Annotated in this window: 30 protein-coding genes and 1 pseudogene; 26 read left to right on the top strand and 5 right to left on the bottom strand. The window is 32.5% G+C overall.

Annotated features, from left to right (window positions below; genetic code table 11):
• The first annotated feature begins 3 nt into the window (after nucleotides 1-3).
• Both P163_RS15290 and P163_RS15295 read left to right on the top strand, forming a co-directional pair.
• Nucleotides 4-1,878, top strand: coding sequence for an OmpA family protein (locus P163_RS15290; protein ID WP_034894486.1), 1,875 nt, complete (start codon nucleotides 4-6; stop codon nucleotides 1,876-1,878).
• Nucleotides 1,879-2,068: 190 nt separating this feature from the next.
• The gene (locus P163_RS15295; RefSeq protein WP_034893214.1) at nucleotides 2,069-2,440 is read left to right on the top strand and encodes a VOC family protein; all 372 of its coding nucleotides are present in this window, start codon (nucleotides 2,069-2,071) and stop codon (nucleotides 2,438-2,440) included.
• A 270-nt stretch (nucleotides 2,441-2,710) separates the two neighbouring features.
• Here P163_RS15295 and P163_RS15300 read toward each other — a convergent pair whose 3' ends face one another.
• The 5 genes from P163_RS15300 to pyrR all read right to left on the bottom strand — a co-directional run bounded on the left by P163_RS15300 (nucleotide 2,711) and on the right by pyrR (nucleotide 6,224).
• Nucleotides 2,711-3,217: a CAP domain-containing protein gene (locus P163_RS15300; RefSeq protein ID WP_034893216.1), complete on the bottom strand. Its 507-nt coding sequence runs from the start codon at nucleotides 3,215-3,217 to the stop codon at nucleotides 2,711-2,713.
• A gap of 185 nt (nucleotides 3,218-3,402) precedes the next feature.
• On the bottom strand, nucleotides 3,403-4,308 hold the full coding sequence (locus P163_RS15305) for a ribonuclease Z (protein ID WP_034893218.1): 906 nt from the start codon (nucleotides 4,306-4,308) through the stop codon (nucleotides 3,403-3,405).
• Nucleotides 4,309-4,358: 50 nt separating this feature from the next.
• A complete protein-coding gene (locus P163_RS15310) occupies nucleotides 4,359-4,691 on the bottom strand; it encodes a hypothetical protein (RefSeq protein WP_034893220.1) in 333 nt (110 codons plus the stop codon).
• 22 nt (nucleotides 4,692-4,713) lie between these two features.
• Nucleotides 4,714-5,643 carry an aspartate carbamoyltransferase catalytic subunit gene (locus tag P163_RS15315; protein WP_034893222.1) on the bottom strand — a complete coding sequence of 310 codons (930 nt, stop codon included), beginning with the start codon at nucleotides 5,641-5,643 and terminating at the stop codon, nucleotides 4,714-4,716.
• A 41-nt stretch (nucleotides 5,644-5,684) separates the two neighbouring features.
• The gene (gene pyrR / locus P163_RS15320) at nucleotides 5,685-6,224 is read right to left on the bottom strand and encodes a bifunctional pyr operon transcriptional regulator/uracil phosphoribosyltransferase PyrR (protein WP_034893224.1); all 540 of its coding nucleotides are present in this window, start codon (nucleotides 6,222-6,224) and stop codon (nucleotides 5,685-5,687) included.
• A 178-nt stretch (nucleotides 6,225-6,402) separates the two neighbouring features.
• On the opposite strand from pyrR, the gene P163_RS15325 reads away from it, so the two are divergent.
• From P163_RS15325 to ygiD, 24 genes and pseudogenes are all read left to right on the top strand, one after another.
• Nucleotides 6,403-7,350 (top strand): tRNA dihydrouridine synthase, encoded by a 948-nt coding sequence (locus tag P163_RS15325; RefSeq protein ID WP_034893226.1) that lies wholly within the window; start codon nucleotides 6,403-6,405, stop codon nucleotides 7,348-7,350.
• Nucleotides 7,351-7,381: 31 nt separating this feature from the next.
• The gene (locus P163_RS15330) at nucleotides 7,382-9,586 is read left to right on the top strand and encodes a B12-binding domain-containing radical SAM protein (RefSeq protein ID WP_034893228.1); all 2,205 of its coding nucleotides are present in this window, start codon (nucleotides 7,382-7,384) and stop codon (nucleotides 9,584-9,586) included.
• A 94-nt stretch (nucleotides 9,587-9,680) separates the two neighbouring features.
• Nucleotides 9,681-10,856 carry a site-specific tyrosine recombinase/integron integrase gene (gene xerA, locus P163_RS15335; protein ID WP_034893231.1) on the top strand — a complete coding sequence of 392 codons (1,176 nt, stop codon included), beginning with the start codon at nucleotides 9,681-9,683 and terminating at the stop codon, nucleotides 10,854-10,856.
• A gap of 45 nt (nucleotides 10,857-10,901) precedes the next feature.
• Nucleotides 10,902-11,450 carry a hypothetical protein gene (locus tag P163_RS15340; RefSeq protein WP_034893234.1) on the top strand — a complete coding sequence of 183 codons (549 nt, stop codon included), beginning with the start codon at nucleotides 10,902-10,904 and terminating at the stop codon, nucleotides 11,448-11,450.
• A gap of 3 nt (nucleotides 11,451-11,453) precedes the next feature.
• Nucleotides 11,454-12,092 (top strand): hypothetical protein, encoded by a 639-nt coding sequence (locus tag P163_RS15345; RefSeq protein WP_034893237.1) that lies wholly within the window; start codon nucleotides 11,454-11,456, stop codon nucleotides 12,090-12,092.
• A 193-nt stretch (nucleotides 12,093-12,285) separates the two neighbouring features.
• Nucleotides 12,286-12,687, top strand: a complete 402-nt coding sequence (locus P163_RS15350) for a hypothetical protein (protein WP_034893241.1) — start codon at nucleotides 12,286-12,288, stop codon at nucleotides 12,685-12,687.
• Between the two features lies 1 nt (nucleotide 12,688).
• Nucleotides 12,689-13,465, top strand: coding sequence for a hypothetical protein (locus P163_RS17960; protein WP_051931262.1), 777 nt, complete (start codon nucleotides 12,689-12,691; stop codon nucleotides 13,463-13,465).
• 182 nt (nucleotides 13,466-13,647) lie between these two features.
• Nucleotides 13,648-14,748, top strand: coding sequence for a YbjQ family protein (locus P163_RS17965; protein ID WP_051931263.1), 1,101 nt, complete (start codon nucleotides 13,648-13,650; stop codon nucleotides 14,746-14,748).
• A 190-nt stretch (nucleotides 14,749-14,938) separates the two neighbouring features.
• Nucleotides 14,939-15,406, top strand: coding sequence for a hypothetical protein (locus P163_RS15365; RefSeq protein ID WP_156100723.1), 468 nt, complete (start codon nucleotides 14,939-14,941; stop codon nucleotides 15,404-15,406).
• A gap of 143 nt (nucleotides 15,407-15,549) precedes the next feature.
• Nucleotides 15,550-16,233 carry a hypothetical protein gene (locus P163_RS15370; protein WP_034893247.1) on the top strand — a complete coding sequence of 228 codons (684 nt, stop codon included), beginning with the start codon at nucleotides 15,550-15,552 and terminating at the stop codon, nucleotides 16,231-16,233.
• Nucleotides 16,234-16,389: 156 nt separating this feature from the next.
• Nucleotides 16,390-16,926 carry a hypothetical protein gene (locus tag P163_RS15375; RefSeq protein WP_034893251.1) on the top strand — a complete coding sequence of 179 codons (537 nt, stop codon included), beginning with the start codon at nucleotides 16,390-16,392 and terminating at the stop codon, nucleotides 16,924-16,926.
• 165 nt (nucleotides 16,927-17,091) lie between these two features.
• Nucleotides 17,092-17,646 carry a hypothetical protein gene (locus tag P163_RS15380; RefSeq protein WP_034893254.1) on the top strand — a complete coding sequence of 185 codons (555 nt, stop codon included), beginning with the start codon at nucleotides 17,092-17,094 and terminating at the stop codon, nucleotides 17,644-17,646.
• 200 nt (nucleotides 17,647-17,846) lie between these two features.
• On the top strand, nucleotides 17,847-18,257 hold the full coding sequence (locus P163_RS15385; protein ID WP_034893257.1) for a hypothetical protein: 411 nt from the start codon (nucleotides 17,847-17,849) through the stop codon (nucleotides 18,255-18,257).
• A 150-nt stretch (nucleotides 18,258-18,407) separates the two neighbouring features.
• On the top strand, nucleotides 18,408-19,229 hold the full coding sequence (gene lgt / locus P163_RS15390) for a prolipoprotein diacylglyceryl transferase (RefSeq protein ID WP_034893260.1): 822 nt from the start codon (nucleotides 18,408-18,410) through the stop codon (nucleotides 19,227-19,229).
• 205 nt (nucleotides 19,230-19,434) lie between these two features.
• On the top strand, nucleotides 19,435-19,683 hold the full coding sequence (locus P163_RS15395) for a DUF6364 family protein (RefSeq protein ID WP_034893263.1): 249 nt from the start codon (nucleotides 19,435-19,437) through the stop codon (nucleotides 19,681-19,683).
• Nucleotides 19,684-20,106: a type II toxin-antitoxin system VapC family toxin gene (locus tag P163_RS15400; RefSeq protein ID WP_034893266.1), complete on the top strand. Its 423-nt coding sequence runs from the start codon at nucleotides 19,684-19,686 to the stop codon at nucleotides 20,104-20,106.
• A 1,029-nt stretch (nucleotides 20,107-21,135) separates the two neighbouring features.
• Nucleotides 21,136-21,447 (top strand): annotated as a pseudogene (locus P163_RS15405) (energy transducer TonB); the annotation flags it as partial.
• A gap of 28 nt (nucleotides 21,448-21,475) precedes the next feature.
• A complete protein-coding gene (locus P163_RS15410; protein WP_034893269.1) occupies nucleotides 21,476-22,168 on the top strand; it encodes a hypothetical protein in 693 nt (230 codons plus the stop codon).
• A gap of 169 nt (nucleotides 22,169-22,337) precedes the next feature.
• Complete coding sequence (locus P163_RS15415; RefSeq protein ID WP_034893272.1) at nucleotides 22,338-23,171, top strand: helix-turn-helix transcriptional regulator; 834 nt, start codon at nucleotides 22,338-22,340, stop codon at nucleotides 23,169-23,171.
• 96 nt (nucleotides 23,172-23,267) lie between these two features.
• Nucleotides 23,268-23,837, top strand: coding sequence for a YceI family protein (locus P163_RS15420; RefSeq protein ID WP_034887811.1), 570 nt, complete (start codon nucleotides 23,268-23,270; stop codon nucleotides 23,835-23,837).
• 41 nt (nucleotides 23,838-23,878) lie between these two features.
• Nucleotides 23,879-24,403: a YceI family protein gene (locus P163_RS15425; RefSeq protein WP_034893277.1), complete on the top strand. Its 525-nt coding sequence runs from the start codon at nucleotides 23,879-23,881 to the stop codon at nucleotides 24,401-24,403.
• Nucleotides 24,404-24,406: 3 nt separating this feature from the next.
• A complete protein-coding gene (locus P163_RS15430; protein ID WP_034887670.1) occupies nucleotides 24,407-25,252 on the top strand; it encodes an SDR family oxidoreductase in 846 nt (281 codons plus the stop codon).
• A 263-nt stretch (nucleotides 25,253-25,515) separates the two neighbouring features.
• The gene (locus P163_RS15435; protein ID WP_034887672.1) at nucleotides 25,516-25,899 is read left to right on the top strand and encodes a siderophore-interacting protein; all 384 of its coding nucleotides are present in this window, start codon (nucleotides 25,516-25,518) and stop codon (nucleotides 25,897-25,899) included.
• Nucleotides 25,900-25,916: 17 nt separating this feature from the next.
• Complete coding sequence (gene ygiD, locus P163_RS15440) at nucleotides 25,917-26,804, top strand: 4,5-DOPA dioxygenase extradiol (protein WP_081891346.1); 888 nt, start codon at nucleotides 25,917-25,919, stop codon at nucleotides 26,802-26,804.
• Nucleotides 26,805-26,985: the final 181 nt, after the last annotated feature.

Below are 26,985 nucleotides of genomic sequence, written 5' to 3' on the forward strand. Positions count from 1 at the left end.
ATTATGAAGAATTTCAACTACTTAATACTTCTGCTCATTATTGGAAATAGTTTTATAGCTTCAGCTCAAAACTCCAAACAGAGAAAAGCAGACAGGTTATATAACGATCTTGCTTACCTGGAAGCTGTAGATATCTATAAAGAATTAATTGAAAAAGATTTTAATACAGCTTATAATAAACAACAACTTGCAGATAGTTATAGCAAATTAAGACGTCCAGAAGATGCAGTGTACTACTACACCGATGTTGTAAAACAGGCAGATGTTTCTCCAGAGTACTATTTTAAGTTCGCTCAGGCTTTGAGAGGTGTTAAGAGATATGATGAGTCTAGAACATGGTTAGCTAAATATCAGGAAACAGGAAAAAACACTTCAGACGTAAAAGAGCTTCTTTCTGATGATATGTCTAAGATAAAGAACCGGGATGATTACACTTTAGAAAAAGCTAAATTCAATTCAGATCTTAGTGATTTTGGAGCTTATGAAAAAAACGGTGTTACCTATTTAATATCTGCTAGAAATGAAGCGATGCCAAAAAATAAAAAAGTTTATTCCTGGAATGGGGAACCTTTTTTAGATATCTATATAGTAAAAGATGAAATGGTTTCTCCTATTTCTGGAGATGTAAATAGCGTATTGCATGATGGCCCACTTAGCATCACCAATGATGGAAAGTATCTATATTTCACCAGAAATAATTATATAAACAATAAAGAAGGGAAAAAGGATAAAAAATCTACCAACAATTTAAAAATCTATAGAGCAACAAATATTAATGGCTCTTGGAAAGAGGTGGTAGAACTTCCTTTTAACGATAATGAATATTCTGTAGGCCACCCAAGTTTAAGTTCAGATAATAAATTGTTGTATTTTACCTCAGACATGCCTGGTGGACAAGGTGGAACAGATATATATAAAGTGGAGATCACGGGAGATAATACCTATGGTGTTCCTGTTAATTTAGGGAAAGAGATCAACACTAGCTTAGATGAAGCTTTTCCTTTCTTAACTACAGAAAATATTCTTTACTTCTCCTCCAACGGTCATTTAGGATTAGGATTAATGGATATTTTTAAAACAGATCTTAACACTACAAGTTTAGAAATAACCAATCTTGGCGCTCCTATTAACAGTAGTAAAGATGACTTTGCCTATTTTCAAAAATCTGAAGAGAATACTGGCTGGATAGCATCAAATAGGGATGGTATTAATGATGATGTCTACGAATTTAATCTCCTTAAACCACTGGTTCTAAAAGGTACGGTAACAGATGATGTGAACAATCTTCCTATTGCGAATGCTACTATTAGATTAATGGGATCTGATAATTCTCAATTTGCATTTCTTGAAACCGATAATGATGGAAAATATACTACCATTATCAGTAGAGATACAAAATATCCATTTGAAGCAAAACATATAGAATACACCGAAAAATCTGGAGAAATAAGTTCTTTTGATCTGGGCAAGAAAGAAGAGTTGATCTATGATATACAGTTAAGTCCTATTCCGGATGTAGAATACTTAGCAGAGATCAATAACATCTATTTTGATTTCGACAAATCTAATATTCGTAAAGATGCAGCTACAGAACTAGATAAGTTGGTGGCATTAATGACAGAAAAATATCCTAATCTGGTAATAGAAATTGGATCTCATACAGATTTTAGAGGAAGTGATGCATACAATGAGGCATTAGCAATTAGGAGAGCAGAGTCTACTTATAATTATTTAGTAAGTCATGGAATTGCTCCAGAAAGAATAGTAGCTTATAAAGGTTATGGAGAAAAGCAACCAGCTGTAAAATGCGATACTTGCAACTCAAAACAACATCAATTAAATAGAAGATCGATGTTTAAAGTAGTTAAAATGAAGTAAGATTATAAAATTCCTTCAACATAAATATATTAGTTATAGATCCCGCAAATAGCGGGATCTTTTATTTAGTAGCCTTAATTAATGAATTACCAACAGCAATTGAACATTATTTCATACCATAAGATTGCTTCACAATTCATCTAAAATTGGTAAATTATAGAAAGAGTTATTAAATTAAAAAATTAAGAATATGAAATTAGGTGCGTTCTCGGTAAGTCTAAATGTTAAAGACATTGAAGTTTCTAAAAAATTCTATCTGAACTTAGGATTTAAAGTAATAGGTGGTTCAATGGAGCAAAATTACCTTATCATGAAAAATCAGAATGCTGTAATCGGTTTGTTTCAGGGAATGTTTGATAAGAATATTTTGACCTTTAATCCCGGATGGGATGCAAATGGAGAAACTGTTAAAGATTTTGATGATATCAGAAAGGTTCAGAAAGAATTAAAAGCTAATGGAATTACTTTAGAAAAGGAAGTGAATGAGGACACTACGGGACCTGCAAATTTTATACTTACAGATCCAGATGGAAATTTCATACTTATAGATCAACACATTTAATAACCGTTCTTAAGATATCATATAAATATTTTGAGAGTATTAGAAACACCATGATAATAATTAATTTAAGCTTACCTAATAGCTTTTGAAAGATAAGGAGTAGCTGTCTTATCTAAAGTCATTATCAAATCTTATAAGGACAAAGAAACTCTTAGAAGAAAAGGTTTTATGAAAATAAAAAGATCCCGCTAATGCGAGATCTTTATTCTAATTAAACGTATGCTAAAGGCTAACTAATTATAATAAAAAAATTATTCTAAGTACTAACAATTATCTCTTTACGAAAATATTCGTAAAGTAATTCTTTCCATTATCGTCACTATCTACAGCGATACCAAAATGTGTAAAGTCTCCTTCTATATTTGCTTTATGTCCTTCGCTCGCTAACCAAGCCTGAACTACTGCAGCTGCTGTTCTATAACCATACCCTACATTTTCACTTACAGAAGAGGCACCCACATCTTTAACCAAAGCATTAAATCTTTTGTCAAAATCTGAATGATTAACTAATTTATTCTCTACCATATAATCTGTATGGTCTTCCGCCTGAAAAGTAATGTCATCTATTCTACCAAGCTTGTTCAATCCTAAACTTTGGCGGTGTGCATTAACTGCGGTAAGTATTTCAAGTTCAATATTGCTATAAGAAACATTATCAGAAAGAATTTCTGCTTTAAGGTTACTTTGTTCCTGCAGAACATCGGTATCTTTTGAACATGATGTAAGCGTAAGAGCGCAAATTAATACGGCACAAAGGTGTTTGGTAATTTTCAACATATGCTAGTAGATTAGTTAGATTTGGGATTACTAAAATACTAATATAATCGACTAAATACACGATGAAATACACCTTTTATCGATATTGTGCGAATTTTAACACTTTTTGTAAGACTCTACTGACAATATTTACGACAATTAAGCGTTGAACGACTTACTTGTAAGAAACGACTTACAAGTATTTTTTAAAATTCGAATGATTTTCCATCATCTGCAAGTTGAACTCGAGGAAATACGGTTTCAGCCTCGCTTTTAAACGGTAAAATGCTGCCATATCTGGTAGAATAATGGCCTAGTATAAGATTCTTAACCTCAGCATCTTTTGCGATAGTTGCCGCTTCTATTGCTGTAGAATGTTTAGTAGGTTCTGCCAGTTCTTTATTCTCTTCTAAAAAGGTAGATTCATGATACAGGACAGTAGCATTTTTAATTTGTGGAATGATCTCCGGATAATACATAGTATCACTACAGTATGCATATGATTTTGAAGGATCCGGTTCTGTAGTAACTAGATGATTAGCAATGGTCTCTCCATCATTATTAACAACATCTTTTCCCATTTTCAAACTTTGGTAAAGGGCAACATCAATGTTACGTTCCACCGCTTCGTTGATCAGCAATTTTCTAAGTCCAGGCTTTTCTTTAAAAAGAAATCCGTTGGTATAAATTCTGTGTTTTAACGGAATGGTCTCTACAGTTACTTTGTCATCTTCATAGATAAGCTGAGATTCTTTACTTTCCAACTCATGAAAATAAAGCGGATAATTAGTCCAAGAACTCGATAATTTTAATTGAAGTGTAATGATCTCTTTTATTCCTTTAGGGCCGTAAACATGCAATTCTGTATCTCTGTTAAGCAATCTAAATGTTGAGATAAGCCCAACAAGCCCAAAACAATGATCTCCATGAAGATGAGATATAAAAATGTGCTTTATCTTTGAGAACTTTATTTTATTTCGCCTCAACTCCACTTGAGACCCTTCTCCACAGTCTATCATAAATAGATGATTATTAATATCTAGAACCTGTGCTGTTGGATTTGTAAAAGATCGTGGCGTGGCTGCGTAACAACCTAAAATAGTAAGTTTCATGCTTTTTTATTTTGGAACTCTAAATAGAGTTTGAAGACTACAGAAATACTCTAGAAACCTAGCTCTCTCTCCAGTTCTTCCATTTTTATTATATCTGTAGCTTCTAAAATGGTAGGCACCACAATAAGTTCTTCAGGAACCTGGTCTATATCTACAGCATCATTAACTATTACAAAAGATCTCTTCTCTGCTCTATGAATATTAGAGATCTCTAAGAACATAAGTAATTCTTCTAATTCAAGATCTCCTTTTTTGAGGATATCTATAATTACATTATCATTCTGAAATTGCGAATGGTTATGAGACATGTAATTTGCAAACTCTGCTATCTCATTCTTTTCATCTCTAAGGATCTTATAATCGTCTTTATTAATGATCTTCATATGTATAAATTTATATCGCTTTTTAATGTTTGATTTTGGATGCTAAAAGATAAATAACAGCCATTCTCACTGCCACACCATTCTGTACCTGATCTAGAATTATAGCCTGTTTAGAATCTGCTACATCACTAGTGATCTCCACTCCTCTATTAATTGGCCCTGGATGCATCACCACGATTTCTTTATTTAAAGAATCTAGGATCTTCTTATTCAACCCAAATTGTTGTGTGTATTCTCTGGTACTTGGAAAATAACTTATCTCCATTCGCTCATTCTGTACACGCAACATGTTTGCCACATCACACCATTCTAATGCTTTTATTAAATTGGTCTCTACTCCTACTCCTAAAGATTCTATATATTTTGGGATCAGTGTTTTTGGGCCACAAACCTTTACCTCAGCGCCTTGAAGTTTCAAAGCAAAAATATTTGAAAGGGCAACTCTACTGTGCAAAATATCTCCCACTATCAATACTTTCTTCCCTTTAACTTCGCCTAATTTTTCTCTGATAGAATAAGAATCTAGTAAAGCTTGGGTTGGATGCTCATGAGTTCCATCTCCTGCATTTATAATACTTGCATCTACATGTTTAGAAAGAAAAATTCCTGCTCCCGGATTAGGATGACGCATTACCACCATATCTACCTTCATGGCAAGAATATTATTTACGGTATCTATAAGCGTTTCCCCTTTTTTCACTGAAGAAGAGGCGGCAGAAAAATTAATTACATCTGCACTCAATCGTTTTTCAGCAAGTTCAAAAGAAAGTCGGGTTCTGGTACTATTCTCAAAGAATAAGTTGGCTATGGTAATATCGCGTAGAGAAGGAACTTTTTTAATGGGCCTATTGATCACTTCTTTAAAATGATCTGCCGTTTTAAAGATAAGCTCGATATCTTCTGGCTTCAGATATTTAATTCCCAATAAGTGGTTTACACTTAATTCGCTCATGGATTACTTGCTTTTAAATTATCCCATTTTCAGGATTCATTTTATTTTGAATACACATAAACAGCATCTTCCCCTTGAATTTCTTTCCAGTGCACTTTTACCTGCTCATCATTAATAGCATCCACCTGTCTCCCATTATAATCTGGCTGAATTGGTAAATGTCTACTAAATCTTCTATCTATAAGGGTAAGCAGTTCTATTTCTTTAGGTCTTCCAAAAGATTGAATGGCAGTTAGTGCGGCGCGAATGCTTCGGCCTGTATAAAGAACATCATCTATAAAGATCACATTCTTATCTTCTACTATAAAATCTATCTTGGTTTTATTGGCTTCTAAAGGTTTATCACCTCTTCTAAAATCATCTCTATAGAAAGTGATATCTAATTGCCCGTGTGGAATATTCTTCAGTTTATATTCCTCCTCTAGAATAGTTACAATTCGGTTTGCCAGAAAGGTTCCTCTTGGCTGAATTCCAATAATAACGGTATTTTCAAGATTAGGATGATTCTCAATTAACTGACAGGCCAAACGATGAAGTATAATGTTGATTTCTTTTGCATTAAGAAATACTTTTTGGCTCATAATCTATAGTGCTGAAGTTGTAAAAACAAAAGTAAGATTTTTTTGATAGAAGAACATAATCACATTCTAACTTTTGCACACACCAATTGATGTTTTCAATAAAAAATGATTTTTTACTTTTCTAAATTGCATATGCCCATTGCCCATTTTAAGCTATCTTTGCAGCAACAAATACTACATGAGTTTTACACTTCTTTCATCCCCATTGCAGGGTTTCACCGATTTCAGATTTAGAAATGCACAACACCACTATTTTGGTGGAATTGACACTTATTATGCGCCATACATACGTTTGGATGGGAAGCTGATTGTAAAAAATTCTTATAAGCGAGATCTGTTACCGGAGCATAACAATACCTTGGAAGTAATTCCGCAGGTTATCACCAACGATGCTGAAGAATTTCTATTTGTGGCTAAATATGTTCGGGAACTTGGGTATAAAGAACTCAACTGGAATTTGGGTTGTCCTTACCCGATGGTTACCAAACGCGGAATGGGTTCCGGATTGATCAATGATCCTGAAAGAATAGATAATATTTTGGACCGTGCTCATTCTGAAACCGACATTTTGGTTTCTATGAAAATGAGGATGGGGTATGAAGACAGTACCGAGATCTTAGACACTTTACCTATTTTAGATAAATATCCACTGAAGAATATCGCCATTCACGCCAGAATTGGAAAGCAATTATACAAAGGTGGTGTAGATCTGGATGCATTTCAGCGATGTTTGGATAATACCAAACACAAGATGTATTATAATGGAGATATTACTACCGTAGACGGATTTAAGGAGATGCAAAAACGCTTTCCGCAGATAGACCATTGGATGATTGGCCGCGGTTTAATTGCCGATCCTTTTCTTCCTTCTATGATAAAAGCTGATACTACCGAATATCCTAAAGATAGATGGCAGCAATTCAGAGAATTTCATGATACCATTTATAATCAATACGACGAGGCGTTAAGCGGCCCTACTCCTATCAAGATGAAAATGCAGGGATTTTGGAGTTATTTCTCACAAACCTTCTCCAATCCGCAGAAAACCTTTAAAAAGATCAAAAAGGCAAATAATCAAAAAGCATATTTACAAGCGGTTACAGAGATCTTAAAGAGCGAACAATAACTTACCTTTGTTGCTTCAATTTTAATTTGCAATGCAGAAAGATCTCCTACTTATTACCCCGCCTTTTACTCAATTAAATACGCCATATCCTGCAACGGCTTATTTAAAGGGCTTTCTGAACACCAAGAACATCAGTTCTTATCAGATGGATTTGGGGATCGAAGTTATTTTAGAGCTATTTTCTAAGCATACTTTAAGCGAATTATTTGAGATCGCTGCAGAAAATGAAACCATTACTTCAGAAAATTGTGAGCGTATCTATGCTTTACGAGCAAATTACCTCAAACCTTTAGATGATGTTATCAGATTTTTGCAAGGAAAAGACCAAACCCTAGCAAGACAGATCTGCACCGGAAATTTTCTACCCAAAGCTTCCAGGTTTGAGCAGTTGGATGATATGGAATATGCTTTTGGTTCTATGGGAATGCAAGATAAAGCCAAGCATTTAGCTACTTTATTTCTCGAAGATCTTTCAGATTTTATTATTGAATGTATCGATGAGAATTTCGGTTTTAGTAGATATGCAGAAAGGTTAGGAAGAAGCGCTAATTCTTTTGATGAATTGTATGAGCATCTTCAAGAAGAGATCAGTTTTATAGACGATATCAGTATAGATATTTTAAGCAGAAGAATAGAAGAAGTTCAGCCAAAGCTTATCTGTTTTTCGGTGCCATTTCCGGGGAATCTTTTTAGCGCTTTTAGAGCAGCGCAATATATCAAAGAAAACTATCCTGAAATAAAGATCGCTATGGGTGGTGGTTTTCCTAATACCGAATTAAGATCGCTTACCGATGTTCGCGTTTTTGAATTCTTCGATTTTATTACGTTGGATGATGGAGAATTGCCTATAGAAATTCTTATTTCAAATGTTTTGGATCCAACTTCAGCAAATCCAGATCATCAAAAATTTAAACGCACCTTTTTACTTCAAAATGGAGAAGTAACTTATAACAACACTTCGCTGCGTTCAGATTATAAACAAAATCAATTAGGTACTCCAGATTATGGAGACTTGCCGCTTTCAGATTATATTTCTGTAATAGAGATCGCCAACCCTATGCACAGTCTTTGGAGTGATGGCCGATGGAATAAACTTACCATGGCACACGGATGTTATTGGGGAAAATGTACTTTTTGCGACATCTCTTTAGATTACATAAAGCTTTATGAACCAATTGCTGCCAAAATTTTGGTGGACAGAATGGAGCAACTCATTGCGCAAACAGGAGAAACCGGATTTCACTTTGTAGATGAAGCCGCTCCCCCAGCCTTAATGAGATCTTTAGCTTTGGAAATCATCAAGAGAAAACTAACGGTTACTTGGTGGGCGAATATCAGGTTTGAAAAGAACTTTACTAAAGATCTTTGTTTGTTGCTGAAAGAATCTGGGTGTATTGCAATTTCCGGCGGCTTGGAAGTAGCTTCAGACCGACTTTTAAAGCTTATAGACAAAGGCGTTACCGTGGCACAGGTGGCTCAGGTTACCCGCAACCTTACCGAAGCTAACATTATGGTGCATTCTTACCTTATGTACGGCTACCCTACTCAAACCGTTCAGGAAACGGTAGATAGCCTTGAAATGATGAGACAATTGTTTGAAATTAGCATTTTGCAATCTGGCTTCTGGCATCAGTTCGCTTTAACCGCACAGAGTCCCGTTGGATTAGATCCAGATGCTTATGGAATTATTCCGCAGTATAATGAGATCAGTTTTGCAAATAACGATGTAGATTTTGTGGATAGTACAGGAATAGATCATTCCAAATTCAGCTTCGGATTAAAGAAATCTCTGTTCAATTATATGCACGGAATTGGATTTGAACTTCCGCTTCAGGAATGGTTCGATTTTAAGATCCCTCAAACCACTATTAAATTCGATTTTATCGAGCAATGCTTGGAAGATGAAACAAACTTCAGCGTTAAACCAAATGCGAAAGTGGTTTGGTTGGGTGGAATTCCTCAAGTAGTAGAACAAGTAAAAACTAAAAAAGGATTAACCAACCATCAGTTAGTGATGAAGTTTCATGATATTTCTGAAAGTTTCAGCATTATTATAGAAAAAGAAACTGGCGAATGGCTGCTAAATGCTTTAGAACAATTATCTCCTTACGAAGAAAAATTACTTACTTATAAGCAGTTAAAAACAGATTTTGATAGTCAGTTTGAAGATTTTGAATTGTTCTGGTTCTCAAAACCAATCCGAATTTTAAAAGATCATGGGTTGTTGGTTCTTTAGACCACCAAAAAATTATTAGAGACCTGAAATTTTTCAGATAATTTAATAACTTAAGATTCTTATTTTTAGTACTTTAACTCATTATTCTTTAAAGATGGAGCAAGTACGACTATTTCCGCTAAATCATAAGAGGGCCCTGCAAATTGGGATCGCTTTTAAATTTGATAATGAGCTAAAAACTCATATTAAACAACTTACAGACCTTAATTGGAGCAAAACACATTCTTGCTTTTATGTGCCATTCACTCAAAAGAATAAAGCTGAATTGTATTGGCATCTTAAAAAAGTGAATTGTGAAATGGACTATTCCAGATTGCAAAGCTATAAACTTGAGGTTACAGAAACTCAGGAAATTTTAAAATTTTCTGCCTCAGATCATGTTGATACGATGAGAGAGTTCGAAAGTTATCTAAATGGAAACAGGTATAGCCAGAGCACGGTGGATACTTATTGTCATTTTGTTTCTATGCTCTTAAAGTTTTTGAAGAAACCGGTTTCAGAATTTACCAATAGAGATATTGAGTTGTTTGTTGAAAAGGAGATTGCAGCACCGGGATATTCTATAAGTACACATAGGCAATGTATAAGTGCGTTAAAGCATTTTGCAGATCTGCATGAGCAATCTCAAATTGATTCTGATAAGTTAAAACGACCCGATAAGAGCAAATATCTGCCGGTGGTACTATCTAAAGAACAGGTGATAGATCTATTACGTGCCACTAGAAATTTAAAACATCGCGCTGTGTTAGCGCTTATCTATTCTTCTGGACTAAGGGTTGGGGAATTGCTGAGTTTACAGATCAAGGAAATTGATGTAGATAGAAAGCAAATTTTGATTAAGAACGGAAAAGGTAGAAAAGACCGTTATGTGATGTTAGCTGAAAGTTTTATTCCGCTGCTTTTAAATTATCTGGGAACTTACAGACCGGAGAAATACTTTGTAGAAGGTCAGGAAGGTGAGGTTTACAGTTCGTCTTCGGTACGGATGTTCTTAAAGATAGCCTGTAGAAGAGCTAAGATCAACAAAAAAGTGACACCCCATACATTGCGACACTCTTACGCTACCCATATGTTGGAGAATGGTATAGATCTAAGATACATTCAGGAACTCTTAGGCCACAGCAGACCGGAAACTACGATGATCTACACACACGTAACTCAACGCGATCTAATGAAGATTAGAAGTCCGTTAGATGTAACACTAGGCGCCTTAGCCAAAACTGCTAATACCGATGAAAACCTGCGCTTATCCCGGAACATTCTCGAATAAATAAGTATATTGCTGTGGATATAACACGTTGGCAAAAATTTATAAATGAGCTTTTTAATTCCTAAGTCATATTTAATCAAACACAAAATTCTTAAGTTCTTAAGCAATGAAAGAATGAAAAATGGAGGGCTTAATACTAAAGAAGATTGGCGCTTTACTGTCAAACAAATTTCGAAAAATATTAATGAAAATATAGAAGATGTAAATAAGCAATTAGATTATCTGTTCTACAAAAAATTAATTTACTGTGAAAAAAATGAAAGTGAAATAACAAATCCGTATTGCTGGGTAAGGGATAAAGGAATTGAGAATTATACCTCTTTTACATTTATAAATGACGGAAAACTTCTACAATCAACTCTGTTTAACAATATTTCAACTGGATTTTTTCAAATCATCGTAGGTATAATTGCGGTGTTGACCATAATTTTCAGTTATATGGATTCGAAACGGTATCGAGAAGAAGTTCTTGAATTAGAACGAAAAATTGAAAATACGAGAATGCATTTATCGAATTTGAAAGCAGATTTAAGAATTGTAAGAGAAATAAATGACTCACTATCAAACAACAAGAAACTCAAGAAAGTGAATTAAATTATGAATTGGAATGCAATAATAGAAAACTTAGGGATATTTGGAATATTAGCTGGTTTTATTACTTGGCTCATAAAAGCTATAAGTCAAAAAGCCTTAGATAAAAACTTAAAGGCTTATGAACTACAACTACAGAATCAAGCTAATGCATATAAAAATGAATTAGATCAGTCACTCGAGAAATTTAAAAATGAACTACAACTATTATTTGAAAAAGCTAATAAATTACATTCTAAAAGGTTAGATAGGATAGAAAAGATTTATGAAATGCTTATAGATTTTCAAAATGATATGACCTGGTTAGTAAGTGGGAGATTGATAACAGGTATGACTCCTGAAGAAGTAAAAGAGGAAGAATTCCAAAGAGCTGTACAAGCGGAAAAAGCAGGTGCTAAATTATTCGATTATTATTCCAAACATAAACTTTACTTTAATAATGAAACTTGTTCAATATTAGATGAAATTATTAAGCTTCTAAGAGATAGTCATATTGATTTTTCTTTCAAATATATTTTTGGAACCGGTTCTGCAGAGTTTGAAATTGATAGAATTAAGAAGGTAACAGAAACTGTAAGAGAAAAAGTACCTAAAGTAAGAAAAGAGTTGGAAGAAAATTTTCGAAAAATTATAGGAGTAGAATAAACTTTTGCCAACAACGGTTATCACAAATAACGGGTATTATCGAAAAAGTGTAATTTAGTATCCTAAGTAAAAAATCAACAAAACCGACAAGTCCGTATCCCTACTCCCGCAACTTGTGTTAACCGAGACCGTTGGCAATAATTTTTAAAACCGTGTTGTTAGTATAGAATTAAATAAAACTAAATTAAAATCTATGAAAAAATTAAATTTAATCTTATTACTATTATTTATCAGCTTTTCATCATTCTCACAAGGAGTAGCTAAACTAAGAACCGAAAGTATATCCATCAAATTTCAAAATGATAACGGAACTTGGAAAGATTGGACAGATTGGAAGAATGCAGATGTTCTTGCTATAATGGACGAAGATGGCAAAAAACTGACCTTATATACTGATCCAAAAGAGGTTTATGAAATAATTAAAATGACTCAAGAAATCACTGATGAGGGTGAAAATATTTTAAAAATGTTCTGTGTGGATAATGATGGAATAGAATGTAATATTAGATTACAGCATAATAATGGTGAAAATTTACAATTGTATATTAAATACAGTAATGTTATAATAGCATATAATGTAAAATATTTAAAATAAAATGGGTCATCCTACAATATACTTTAGACTTGAAGAATTACAACGACTTCAAAATCAATATGCAGAGCAAAAGATTATAGTTGACAATCAAATAGAGAATTTCCTATCCAATGTCAATAATAAGCAAGAATTATATAATGAAATTTCGAAATTAGAAAATTCACAAGAATACTTCAATGGTTTTAAAAATACAGCAATAGCAATAGAAAATCTTGGAGCAAATTCAGTTTTAAATAATCGAAGTCTATACGTTGATCCATTCTCCTATACAAATTTTGGGGGTTTTGATATTACTGACCCTGAAACTACATTTCATTTTGCAATTGGATTAGGAGTAATATTTCTCTTATTATTATTTACAAAATTTAAAGATTTTAGAAATATAGTTTTTCTTTTATTAATAGGTTTCATAGGTTGGAATCTATATAATTACCAAGTAAAAGAACCGGAATATTTAGCTCAAATAGAAGAATCTTTAAATTTAGAAGATTATCGAGAAATGGAATTTGGCAGAAAAGCATCTGAAAAATTCGTTGAATATTATAGACCAATTTCGAACTACACTTACGAAAAAACTTACTCATATGAAGTTGAAGGTTATGATGAAAATTACAATGATTTCTATGGTTCTGTCGAAACTTCAGGTAAATTTGGAAACGGATATCTAATAGATGTTTACGGAAATGAAATTGTTATTGAAACAGAATGGATTAATAAGGGTGAAATGATAGGAACAGACGAAAATGGTAATGAATTTCAATTGAGAGTTGCTCACTAAAAAACTATTGCCAACAACGGTTATCACAAATAACGGGTTTTATCGAAAAAGTGTAATTTAGTATCCTCAGTTAGAAAATACTTAAACCGACAAGTTCGCATCCCTACTCCCGCAACTTGTGTTAACCGAGACCGTTGTGCGTCATTATCTATTATAATCAATATTTTAAATATTATTCTTATATGCTGAATCCAAAAGATATTATCGTTACTACCACTCCAACTTTAGAAGGTAAAAAAATTATTAAATACCTGAAACCTATTTCCTCACACATTGTAGCGGGAACAAATTTATTTAGTGATTTTTTAGGTGGATTATCTGATGTTTTCGGTGGTCGTTCAGAATCTTATCAAAAACAACTTGGTTCAATTTACAATGAAGCAATAACTCGTATAAAATCAGCAGCGTATGAAAGTGGTGGAAACGGCGTAGTAGGTTTAAAAATAGATATTGATGAAATTTCTGGAAAAGGCAAATCGATGTTCATGATTACAGCTGTAGGAACATCGGTAATTTTTGAAAAACAATTAGATGCATCATTAAATCAAAACATCAACACCGACTTTTCTAAAATATCTTTTGAGCAAATTCAAAACTTGAAAAAGAAAAATGATATACTTAAGAAAATTGAATCCAAAGATTTAAAATTAAATCTTGAAATATGGAAGTTCATCATTGAAAATCAAGTGATAGATATTTATCCAGAATTACAAAAAAGAAATTCTGAATTTATAACAAATCCTTCAACTCATCCTGTGACTGTAGTTAATGAATTCAATGATAATTATAATATTTATTTAAATTCTTTACCAAGGGAAATTTGCGCTGAGTTACTATTTGAAAGTATTCTAGAAACAGATGATATAAGTATTTTAAAAAACCTGATTGATCGTATTAAAAATTTAAATTTATTAAACTATGATTTTATAACACAGTTACTAAAGAATAATGAATTCGTAAAACAAAAAGTGGGATTAAAACTTGCTACCTTCAATAAACCATATTACGATAAAGCTGATATTCAACATTTAACCGAATTAGTAGAATTGATTCAAAATTCCTTTCCTGAACGTGGAGAAAAGACCTCGAAAAAACAAATGTTATCGTCTAAGGAAAAAGAAATTTGGATATGTAAATGCGGGAAGAGTAATAACTTAGAATATAAATATTGTAACGATTGTTATAATGATATATATGGTTTCAAAATGGATGAAACTAATCCGAAAATGGCTCAAGATATTATTGAAGAAAGAATAAGTTTAATTAAAGAAATAGTAAGATAACGTCCGCACAACAACGGTTATCACAAATAACGGGTGTTATCGAAAAAGTGTATTTTAGTATCCTAAGTAAGAAAATACTTAAACCGACAAGCCCGCGTCCCTACTCCCGCAACTTGTGTTAACCGAGACCGTTGTAGCGCATTCAAGAGGTTTCAACTAAAAAGACAATTATAAATCGAACCTATACAATTTGGAATACATAAAATTGAAAAAACTAATAGATTTTATAATACTAAATGAGGAAATTATATTTCCAGATTCTAAAGAAACGCTGATTAAAAGGATTCAAAATAATGAGAAAAAGTTTCGAATTAAATGGTTAAACATATCATCTTTTAAATTTTATTCAAGGTTCTCAATTGGAACATTATATCTGCAAGGTTTTCCAAGAATAATGGAGGGAATAAGTGGATTTGGAAAAATAATAGAAATTGATAATAAATCGACAAAACTAATATTAAAAACTAAAATCAGATTTGAATTATACTTCATACTTATTTTATTTCTTATTATAAATATTACCCAAATAATAAATGGCTGTGAAATTTCATTATGGAACATATTAATTTTACCAATAATTTTATTATGGTTTTGGCTCGTTCTACGAATTCAAGAAAAAATCCTGTTCAAGAGACTAAAAAAGAATATTAATTACTAAACGCGCAACAACAACGGTTATCACAAATAACGGGTTTTATCAAAAAAGTGTATTTTAGTATCCTAAGTAAGAAAATACTTAAACCGACAAGTTCGCATCCCTACTCCCGCAACTTGTGTTAACCGAGACCGTTGCCAGCAATTATGAAGGAAAGTCAACTAAAAATAATATTTGAATTTTTATCGATATTCCTCTTAATTACCCTGATTTATAAAATAACACAGATTCCAGGAGGAATGATTATGCCTGGAATACTTTTAGGATCAATTTTGATAATTGGTGTGATAATTAGTAGTTTAATTATAACGACCATTTTTTATTTTATCTTAAGAAGAAAAGCTTTTATCAAGTTATTCGCTATTATAAGTACATTTTCATTTTTAGGTTTACACTACTATTTTTATTCACCGACTTTAGAAATTATAGTTCCAAACGGATATTCTGGTAAAATAAATTTAGTGTTGTCCGATGTAGATGAAAATATTCTAAAAGTTGATAAAAATGGAATTGGTTATTTAAATGAATGGACTTTTAATAAAACTTATTCTAAACCTATAGTAAGACAAGTAAATGGACAAAAACTAGAAAATTATGCGATAGGATTTAACTCATCTTCATTTTTTGCAAAAGAGAAAAGCTGTTGTATTGGAAATAAGGAAATTGAAAGTTTATCTTTCAAAATTGAAAATAAATCAAATAAAACACTGGAAGAATTTAAAAGTAGAAATTTGATTAATCTTGTTGATAAAAATAAAATCTTGCTAAAAGAAAAAGATACATATTCAACAATAAATACAAAATTTACAAAACAAAAATCGGGAACATAACTGCAGGCAACAACGGTTATCACAAATAACGGGTTTTGTCGAAAAAGTGTATTTTAGTATCCTAAGTAAGAAAAAACTTAAACCGACAAGTTCGTGTCCCTACTCCCGCAACTTGTGTTAACCGAGACCGTTGTAGCGCATTAAATTCGAACAAAAATGAAATATTTATTTATAATTATTTTGTCAATATTGCCGTTAAAGCTAGACTCTTTTGATATTGATAATTTCCGAATTGAAGAAGGAAAATTAGTATGGCAAAAAGTTTATCAAACTGAATTAAGTAAAGATGAATTAATTAATCAGATTAGAAACTCTGGAGAATATGAAAATATTGAATCTAACGGAGAAAATCTTACCGCAAATATTTCAAGAAAAGAATTAGATTTTAAAGAAATGGGAGAATCAAATTCTTCAGTTCCAATTTACATTGTTAATAGCGACATTAATGCTTTTATCCTTTTCGAGTTTAAAAATGCAAAATATAGAGTCACAGTAAAGAAAATAGTTCTTGTTCAAAAATCTACAAACGCCTTAAGTGAAGAAGGAGAATTAACAAATATTGAAACTTTTGCATTAAGAAATCACAATACTGAACTAAGAAAATCCTTTTTAAATAAACCCTCTGAAATTTTAGATTATACTCTAACAAAACTGACTAAAATTGAAAAAGTTCAACAGAATGATAAATGGTAAGAAGTAACGCGCAACAACAACGGTTATCACAAATAACGGGTAGCTTTTCAAAGAAAATAATTAAATTAACCAAAAATTAAAACCTAAGCCGACAAGTTCGCGTCCTTACTCCCGCAACTTGTGTTAACCGAGACCGTTGGCAGTAATATTCACAAAACCTTAGATATGTACAAGATTCTTATTCTTTTATTTCTTTTAACAAAGATTAATTCTTTTGCTCAAAACGAATACCAATTAAAAGTTAGGGTTAGTGGAAACATGCCTGAATTTGAATATATAATTGATGTTCATAGAAATAGTGAAAATTCTAAAATCTATTTTTCAGAATATACTGGTAAAGAAACTTATACTAAAACTGATAAAATAAGAATTACGGAATTACTTCATAAAAAAGATAGAACTGCAAATGAAAATATGGAAATAATGAAATTACGTGATAATTCAAAAAATTATTCAAAAGAGTGTTTCATTTTTTCAAAAAAAGATCCAATTATTGAATTAAGTGATTTAATTATAAGCTCGAAAAAAACAATTTTAAATGAAATTGAGACAAATAAAAATCGAGTTGTTCTTGATGCAATTCAAGTTAAAGTCACAATAAAAAATAAAAATGAAGCTGAATATTCATATAATATTCATGCTCCAGATGACGAACATTACAAGTTATTCAGACAATTGGTCAATGAAAGTTCTAAAGAATTTAGGGTGGTATATTATTAGCAAGAAAAATTTAGTTCCGAATAAAATACTACAGCCAACAACGGTTATCACAAATAACGGGTATTATCGAAAAATTGTAATTTAGTATCCTAACAAGAAAAGAACAAAACCGACAAGTCCGCGTCCCTATTCCCGCAACTTGTGTTAACCGAGACCGTTATGCACAAGCTTTACAGTGAGTTGAATAAAGAATTATAAATATGAAAGAAAATTTATTGCCAAATTATTACAAGAAAATCGGATTAACTTTTGGTTTGTTATCATTGATCTTCTTGATATTAAATCTCTATTATCCTGATTTGATAAATTCTAATAAAGAACTTATCAAATGGATATGTAAAGATATTTTTTTGACATCACTTTTATTACTTGTATTTACCAAAGAAAAAGTTGAAACCGATGTAATAAAGAAAATAAGATCCGAAAGATTAAAACAATCTTTAATATTCGGAGCAGCAGTATTAATTTTAGACTCTATTTCAGAATTATCATTTAATATTGGAGATATAGAAATGAAAAGCGGGTATGAAATAATGATTATGATACTTTTATTTTATCTAATCACTTTTAGTTATAAAAAAAAATATAATTACAATAAAGCCAGTGCATAACAACGGTTATCACAAATAGCGGGTAGCATTTCAAAGAAAATAATTAAATTAACCAACAATTAAAACCTAAGCCGACAAGTTCGCGTCCTTACTCTCGCAACTTGTGTTAACCGAGACCGTTATGCACAAGGCTTAACCAAAATTTGAACTATGAAAGATGGCATATTTTATTGGAATACTGATCCAGTAATCATTTGGATAACAGAATCCTTTCCTTTGAAATATTACGGACTATTATTTGCTATCGGTATTTTAATAGGATACCAAATAGTCAAATGGATTTATGAACAGGAAAATGCTCCTACAGAAAATTTAGAAAAACTTACAGGTTATATCATTGTTGGAACATTGCTTGGTGCTAGACTAGGCCACGTGTTATTTTATCAACCTGATTATTACTTTGATCATCCTTTAGAAATATTCCTTCCAATACAAGAAATTAATGGATCTTTTAAATTCATCGGATTTCAAGGATTAGCCAGCCACGGTGGTGTAATAGGAGTTTTTATTGCCATAATATGGTATTCGATAAAATTTAAAACAAAATTATTATGGATATTGGATAGAATTGCTATTGCAGGTCCTATAGCCGGAGCTTTCATAAGATTAGGAAATTTTATGAATTCAGAAATATATGGAAAGCCCACAAATGGAAATTGGGGAGTTGTTTTTGAAAGAGATGATTTAATACCAAGACATCCAACGCAACTATATGAGGCTTTATCATATTTTTTAATTTCAGCAATTTTGATTTACACTTATAAAAAATCAAAGAATAAAGAATTCAATGGAACCTTATTTGGAGTTTTTCTTATACTTCTATTTTTAGCAAGATTCATAATTGAATTTTTCAAAGAAAATCAAGTAGCATTCGAGAATCAAATGACTTTGAATATGGGGCAGTGGTTAAGTTTACCTTTTATTCTTGCAGGAATTTTATTGATAACCCTAAAACGCAAGCCCAGTGCATAACAACGGTTATCACAAATAACGGGTTTTATCGAAAAAGTGTAATTTAGTATCCTAAGTAAGAAAACAACTAAGCCGACAAGTTCGCATTCCTACTCCCGCAACTTGTGTTAACCGAGACCGTTAGGCGTAATTATTCAGAAAAATTCAGCTTTAATTTAAATTGTACGGATATTTTAATTATTTTTGTACGTATAATTAATTTGCTATGGACACAAAACTGACTTTAAAGCTTAATCAAGAAATAATTGAACGAGCGAAAGAATACGCATCTGACAAAAAGATGAGTTTGTCGAGAATTGTTGAATCTTATCTTCAATCATTAACAACGGATAAAAAAGACTCAGATTTTCAAATTTCTCCATTTGTTAAAAGTTTAGCTTCCGGAATAAAAATTCCAACTGACTTAGATTATAAAAAAGAATATTCGGATCAATTATTAGAGAAATATAAATAGATGAAAAGAAGACTATTTCTGGATACGAACGTAATTCTTGATTTACTCGGTGAGAGAGATCCGTTTTATGACTCTATTGCTAAATTAGCAACATTAGCTGACAAAGAAATTTTAACCCTCGTGGTATCCCCTATATCATTCGCTACTCTAAATTATTTCCTTACAAAATTTGAATCAGCACAAATTGCACAAGAAAAACTGAGAAAATTTAAAATCATATGTGAAATCTGTAAATTAGACGAACATATAATTGAAAAGGGATTAAATTCATCTTTTTCCGATTTCGAAGATGCACTTCAATATTTTAGTGCAGTAGATTCTGATTGCGGGATTATAATAACCAGAAATGGAAAAGATTTTAAAAAGTCTTTATTACCAGTTATGACTGCTGATGAATATTTGCAGAGTATAAAAACAAAATAACTCCGCCTAACAACGGTTATCACAAATAACGGGTATTGTCGAAAAAGTGTATTTTAGTATCCTAAGTAAGAAACTACTTAAACCGACAATTTCGCGTTCCTACTCCCGCAACTTGTGTTAACCGAGACCGTTGTGCAACATTTTTAAACAAAATCGTGAATGAAAAAATTAATTATTTTACTATCCCTAATATCTTCTTTAAATATAAATAGTCAAGAATTAAAAATTTATGAAGGCTCTTATGAAGATAATTTTAACGGATATGGTCAAGGATTCGTCAAATATGAATATTATGAAAATGAAAATTATGAAAGAATATACGAAGGGGAACTAAATTATGAATCAAATTACCTTGATGAAAAAAGTGTCTTTATTAAAGGTGATTTTGTAAATAACAAGAAGAATGGAAAGTGGGTTTTTGTTCTAACAGATAAAAATAGTAAAACGGTAAATCAGATTGACGGTAAGTATTTAAACAATAAAAAAAATGGATCTTGGTCATTCAATCAAAAGAGAATTGGTAATGATCAAATTAAAGAAAATTCTTTTTCTCTATTCTTCGCCAATGACATTTTAATAGGGCAAATCCGATTAAAAGATATAACTGGACAATTTAATGACAAGGGACTGTTTGTGGGAGATTGGAATATACAAGATGGGAATACGGAGTACATAGCTAAATTTGAAGAAGGAATATTAATTGTTCTAGTCGTCAGAAAAATATCAACAGGAGAAATACTTTCAAAATATAATCCTGATTTTTCTAATAAAAACTTTCAAACTGACAACGATGCCTCCAGTTCAATTTATGGAATATCTACAGAATATGATGAGAATCGTAAGCAAAAATTGAGTTATGAAACCTTTCATAAAAGATTATCTGACAAAATAAATAGTCTAATAGAAGATGTAAATGTCTCTAATTTTTTAGATCCAATAGTTATCCCTAGAATACAATTCTATTATCAAAAACAAGAACTATCATTATCTTCTAGCTCAATAAGTTCTAGTGATAATTCCGAAATAAGTTCTGCTTATTATGGTAATGGTTCTGGATTAGATGGTGATGGAAATTATAGGTTAGGTGGAAGAAAGGCTTTGAATAAAGAAAAAATACCTCAGGATTGTAATGAGTCTGGCCTTGTGGTTGTTCAGATTAAGGTAAATCAAGCTGGGCAAGTCATAAGTGTAATTCCGGGGCAAAGAGGAACAACTAATAGCGCAACTTGTTTGACGGAACCAGCTAGAAGAGCTGCATTAGCCACAAGATTTAACAGTGATAGTAACGCTCCTAGTGTCCAAGTAGGATATATTACATATAATTTTAAGCTATCAGAATAAACAAAGTAATAGATTATTTTGCAACATCATGAAAAATAAAATTACATTTTTGATTATATTTTCTTTATTGGTATCCTGTTCTGAAAACTCAAAATTTACTGGAACTTGGTATAGTAATTCAAATATTTGTGATTCTTTAAAAATTTCAAAAGGAGAGAATAATTTAGTTGTAGAATATTTTGATTTGAAATTTCCTGCAGAAATTAAGAACGGATATCTAGAAATATATAGAGAAGAAATCACAAAAGTTTCTTTAGGTGAGAAGGAAGAGCTACTTATTAATGGATCTGTATATTCTAAAAAAATATCTGATAAAATTATATTATTAGATGGAGATTGGAAAATACATGAATGTACAACGAGGTATGAATGGAGTAACATTTCAATTATCAAAGACACAGTACTAATATCATATGGGGCACCAATTGAAATTATTGGAAAGATTAGTCAGATTAACGTTGATACCTTTGCTGTTAATTATGAATATGCAAGAGGTACAATTCACATGTCAAAATTAATTGATGAATTAGAAGATAAAATTAACTACGACAAACCTATTGCATATATTTTACCTATATCCAAGAATCATTTCTCATTTAAATGGTTAGGAATTACTTTAAAAAATGAGAAAGAAAAGTATTTAGATAAATTAGATGATGACCTTTATTGGGGAGAAAAAGCAAATGATTTTGAACATAAATTAATATTTATAAAAGAATAAAAACGTAGCACAACATCGGTTAAGCGCAAATAGCGGGCATTCTGGTGAAAATTATTATTTTAGAGACCAAGTAAAAACAACAAAGCCGACAAGAACGCGTCCCTACTCCACGCCACTTGCCTTAACCAAGACCGTTAGCTGCAACCTAAAAAAACGAACAACTTATCAGATGAACAAACTATTCCACATATTCAGAGTTGACGAAGAAGAAGCAAAAAAGATTTCTGGACAACCTGACGAACCCCACAATCACGAGTTTGAAGAGTTATTAATTGGCATTGAAGGTGAATTGGAGCATTTCATTGATTTTAACACTACCAAAATCCAATCTCCTTTTGTGAGTTTCGTAACCAAAGGAAAAGTACACAGAGTAGTTCCAAAGCTACATAATGGCAAATGCGATATTTGGGCAATTCGTTTTAAAAGCGAATTTATTCCAGAAACCACATTTCAACTCTATTCGTTTTATCACACTCAAGCAAATTTAGAACTTGAAAAAGGACATTGTTTTCAGAGACTGGTTACCCTTTGTGAGATGATTTATGCCGAAACACAACAAGACACAACAGACCTTTCCATAATAAGGCAACTATTGGGTGTCCTGTTCACGATGATAGAAGCCGAACGAAAAAAGTTAGAACCACAAGACGAGCCTATTCAAAAAACGCAACATATATCCTTCGGAAACTTCCTGACGATTCTTGAAGAAAATTACCGAAGACCATTTGGTGTGGAATTCTATGCGGAAAAACTTTTTATGTCGTCAAGGAATTTGAACATCATCTGCCAAAATATTTTAGCACAGAGTGTTTCAGAAATAATCGAAACCCGAAAATTAATTGAAGCTAAAAACCTATTGATCTCTACAGAAAAAACCATATCTGAAATAGCTTATGAATTGGGCTACAATGAGAATTCTTATTTTTCTAACGTCTTTAAAAAAAAGGCAGGTCAATCGCCAGGTAAGTTCCGTGAAGAGATGAAAAATAGGTTAATTTCCTAAATCTACACTCCTCTTACCGAAAAGTGTAATTTGCTTCATCGTAAGTGCTACTATCTTTGTAAACAAATATTATTAACAATTAAATTTTATATGATTATGAAAAAAGTACTGATTTTATTAGCAATTACATTTTTGAATGTAAACGTATTCGCACAAGCAAACTGGAAGGTAGACCCTTACCATTCGTCCTTAAATTTCAATATTTCACATTCCGGAATTAGTATCGTGAATGGGAAATTTATGGAATATACCGGAAACCTTACTACAAATGGGGAAGCTTTAGAAGGGGCAAATGTTGATTTTACTGTTAAAGTAACAAGTATCAATACCAATGTAGAAGACAGGGACAACCACTTGAGAAGTGCTGATTTTTTTGAAGTTGAAAAATATCCAGAAATGACTTTTAAAAGCACGAAAATCTTAGCTACTGGAAAACCTGATCAGTATTTATTATATGGCGACCTAACCATAAAAGATGTAACCAAACCCGTGATTTTTGATGTGTACTATGGCGGAACTGCCAAAAGTGACCAGGGCGAAAAATTAGGATTGAAAGCCAAAACCACCATTAACAGATTTGACTACAATATTAATTATGATCCTACCGCAGCAGGTATTGGCAAAGATGTAAACATAGTGGTGCACTTACAGTTTGCCAAGCAGTAATACGTTTAAAAATTATCCAATAACATTAAAAATATAAGAAAATGGAAACAACAAAATGGGCAATAGACCCAACACACAGCGAAATTACATTTAAAGTAAAACACCTGATGATTTCTAACGTAAAAGGAGAATTTAAAACCTTTCAAGGAACCATAGATGGCGAAGATTTTACAAAAGCAACCATTTCGGCAAACATTGATGCAAGTTCTATATCAACGAACAATGATGATCGAGACACGCATCTAAAAAGCCCCGACTTCTTTGAAGTTGAAAAATATCCGGAAATTACATTTGTGAGCAAATCCATTAAAAAAGTAGATGATGATGAATACCAATTAGTAGGTGACCTTACAATTAAAGGTACTACAAAAGAAATCACACTAGATACCGAGTTTGGAGGTTATATGAAAGACCCTTACGGAAACGAGAAAGCAGGTTTTTCCATAAATGGTAAACTGAACCGAAAAGACTTTGGCCTTAATTGGAATGCCGCCCTGGAAGCCGGAGGTGTAATGGTTGGAAATGAGATAAAAATTAATGCAGAAGTTCAATTTGTAAAACAATAAGTCATGAAAATAGGAATAACAGGTGCTACAGGCCAACTGGGCCAATTAGTAGTACAAAAGCTAAAAGACAAGAATCCCGATGCCAAATTAGTGGCACTCGTGCGAAATCCCGATAAGGCAAAACCTTTAGGTATAGAGGCCAAAGCTTTCGATTATGAACAACCAGAAGCTTTACCAAAGGCTTTAGAGGACATAGATCGTTTGGTTTTTATATCGGGAAGCGAGATAGGTAAACGTGAAACCCAACATAAAAATGTAATCAATGCGGCAAAACAAGCTCAAGTTAAGCAAATTGCCTACACCAGCTTGCTGCACGCCGATACGTCGTCAATGATATTAGCTCCAGAACACCTTGCTACCGAAAAAATGCTGCAAGACTCGGGCATTCCGCACACGATTTTACGTAATGGATGGTACACCGAAAATTATACTGCGGGATTAAAGCAAGCAGTAGAGCAAGGTGCTATAATTGGTAGTGCGGGAGATGGAAAAATTTCATCAGCAACACGTGAAGACTATGCCGAAGCTATAGCCGAAACCATCATAAACGATGACCATACAGGCAAAACGTATGAATTGGCTGGTGATCAAACCTTCACCATGCAGGATTTGGCTGCCGAAGTGAGCAAACAAACGGGTAAAAACATCGAATTTGTGAACCTTCCAGAAGCAGAATATGCACAAAAGCTACAGGAAATTGGATTACCTGAAGGGATGGCCAAAGCGTTTGCGAGTTTAGATTATAGCGCTTCTAAAAACGATTTGCATGATGAAAGTGGCGAACTCGCCCGTTTAATTAACCGTCCCACTACTTCTTTATCACAGGCGGTTAAAACTGGATTGAATTAAATTTTAAAATTACGGCAATAGAAACATAGAATCTATTGCCGGTTTTATTCTTTATTCAACACAATTGGTTATTAGAATACGAATAGATTATTAATTGATCCTAGTCCACTATTGCAACGCTATAATTATTGCAACGCTATAATAGGTCTGAAGAAGTGGTCAATACGGTTTGTTAAATAGCCAGTCCAATTTCTTCAGCTACCAATGGCGAAATATTGCAGATGAAAGGAGGTATTATTGATATTGTAATATAAATATAGAAGATGAAGGTTATTCCAGGACATACATGTCGTGTAATTAAGAAAACTCAACTAACAAAAAATATGCTGCGCATAGATTTTGAAATTTCGCAATCTAATTCGGCTATTGTATTCAAACCAGGTTGCTATGTAAAGTTACACCTCCCTGTGGCCAACCGAAAAAAGCCTAAAGTGCGCACTTATACTTTAAAAAATTACGATGAGGTCAATAAAATTCTCACTATAGATTTTGCATTGCACCAACCCGCCGGCATAGCAACAAACTGGGCAATGTGTGCTTGGGCTATTGAACTGAACGCTTTATTCTTGTTTGGCGCTGTGGGGCTAATTTTTACGGGAGCAGGAAAATATTCAATTGATTATCGGTTGGGTAAAAAAACGGCCTAATCTAATTTTTGCAGCAAATGAATAGAAAGCAATTTTTAAAATCAATAGCTTTATTGCCCTTAATACCTTACAGTATGACATTAAAAGATTTAAACAAAATGACCTCAACAATGAGTAACACAGGTAAAATGCCTGTGCTTTTCTTAGGTCACGGCAGCCCTATGAATGCCATTGAAGAAAACGAATTTGTTTCGGCATTCAGAAAATTAGGTCAAGAAATTATAAGACCAAATGCGATTCTTTGTATTTCAGCACATTGGGAAACTAAAGGAACATTTGTAACAGCAATGCAAAATCCACCAACCATTCACGATTTTGGTGGTTTTCCACAAGCATTGTTTGACGTTCAATACCCAGCAAAAGGAAGCCCAGAATTGGCGGAAGAAACCAAAAGTATTATTACCAAAACAGAAGTTGGATTAGACGATAAATGGGGGCTTGACCATGGAGCTTGGAGCGTAATCAAACATTTATATCCAAATGCCGATATTCCGGTCATACAAATGAGCATTGATTATTCGAAACCGGCAAGGTATCATTACGAATTGGCTCAAGAGCTAAATAGCCTTCGCCATAATGGCGTTTTAATTATTGGAAGCGGTAATATGGTGCACAACCTGCGTAGGGTGTCCTGGAACAAGCTAAACGAAGAATTTGCTTTCGATTGGGCTACCGAAGCCAACGAAAAAATGAAAAGCCATATTTTAAGTGGAGACCATCAAAAACTTATCGACTTTAAATCGCAAGGAAAAGCATTTGATTTAGCCATCCCAACACCTGAGCATTATTTGCCTTTACTTTATACCTTGGCATTGAAAGAAGAAAATGAAAAGGTAACATTGTTTAACGACAAATCTGTTGGAGGTTCATTGTCAATGACTTCTTTAAAAATAGAACCTAATTGATGAGCATAGAAAAGGCAGCAGCTAACAACGTATATAAAAAATAGCGGTTCAATAATCGCTTAATCAAAAGAAAATGAATAAATTAAAGGTCACCTATAATCCGAAAAGTTAGTGCATAAAATCCGCTACTTTTCATATACAAAAACGTTGTACACAATATTCCAGAAAATTTCCGAATTCA

The organism is Gillisia sp. Hel_I_29 (genome assembly GCF_000744275.1).
Lineage (GTDB): Bacteria > Bacteroidota > Bacteroidia > Flavobacteriales > Flavobacteriaceae > Gillisia.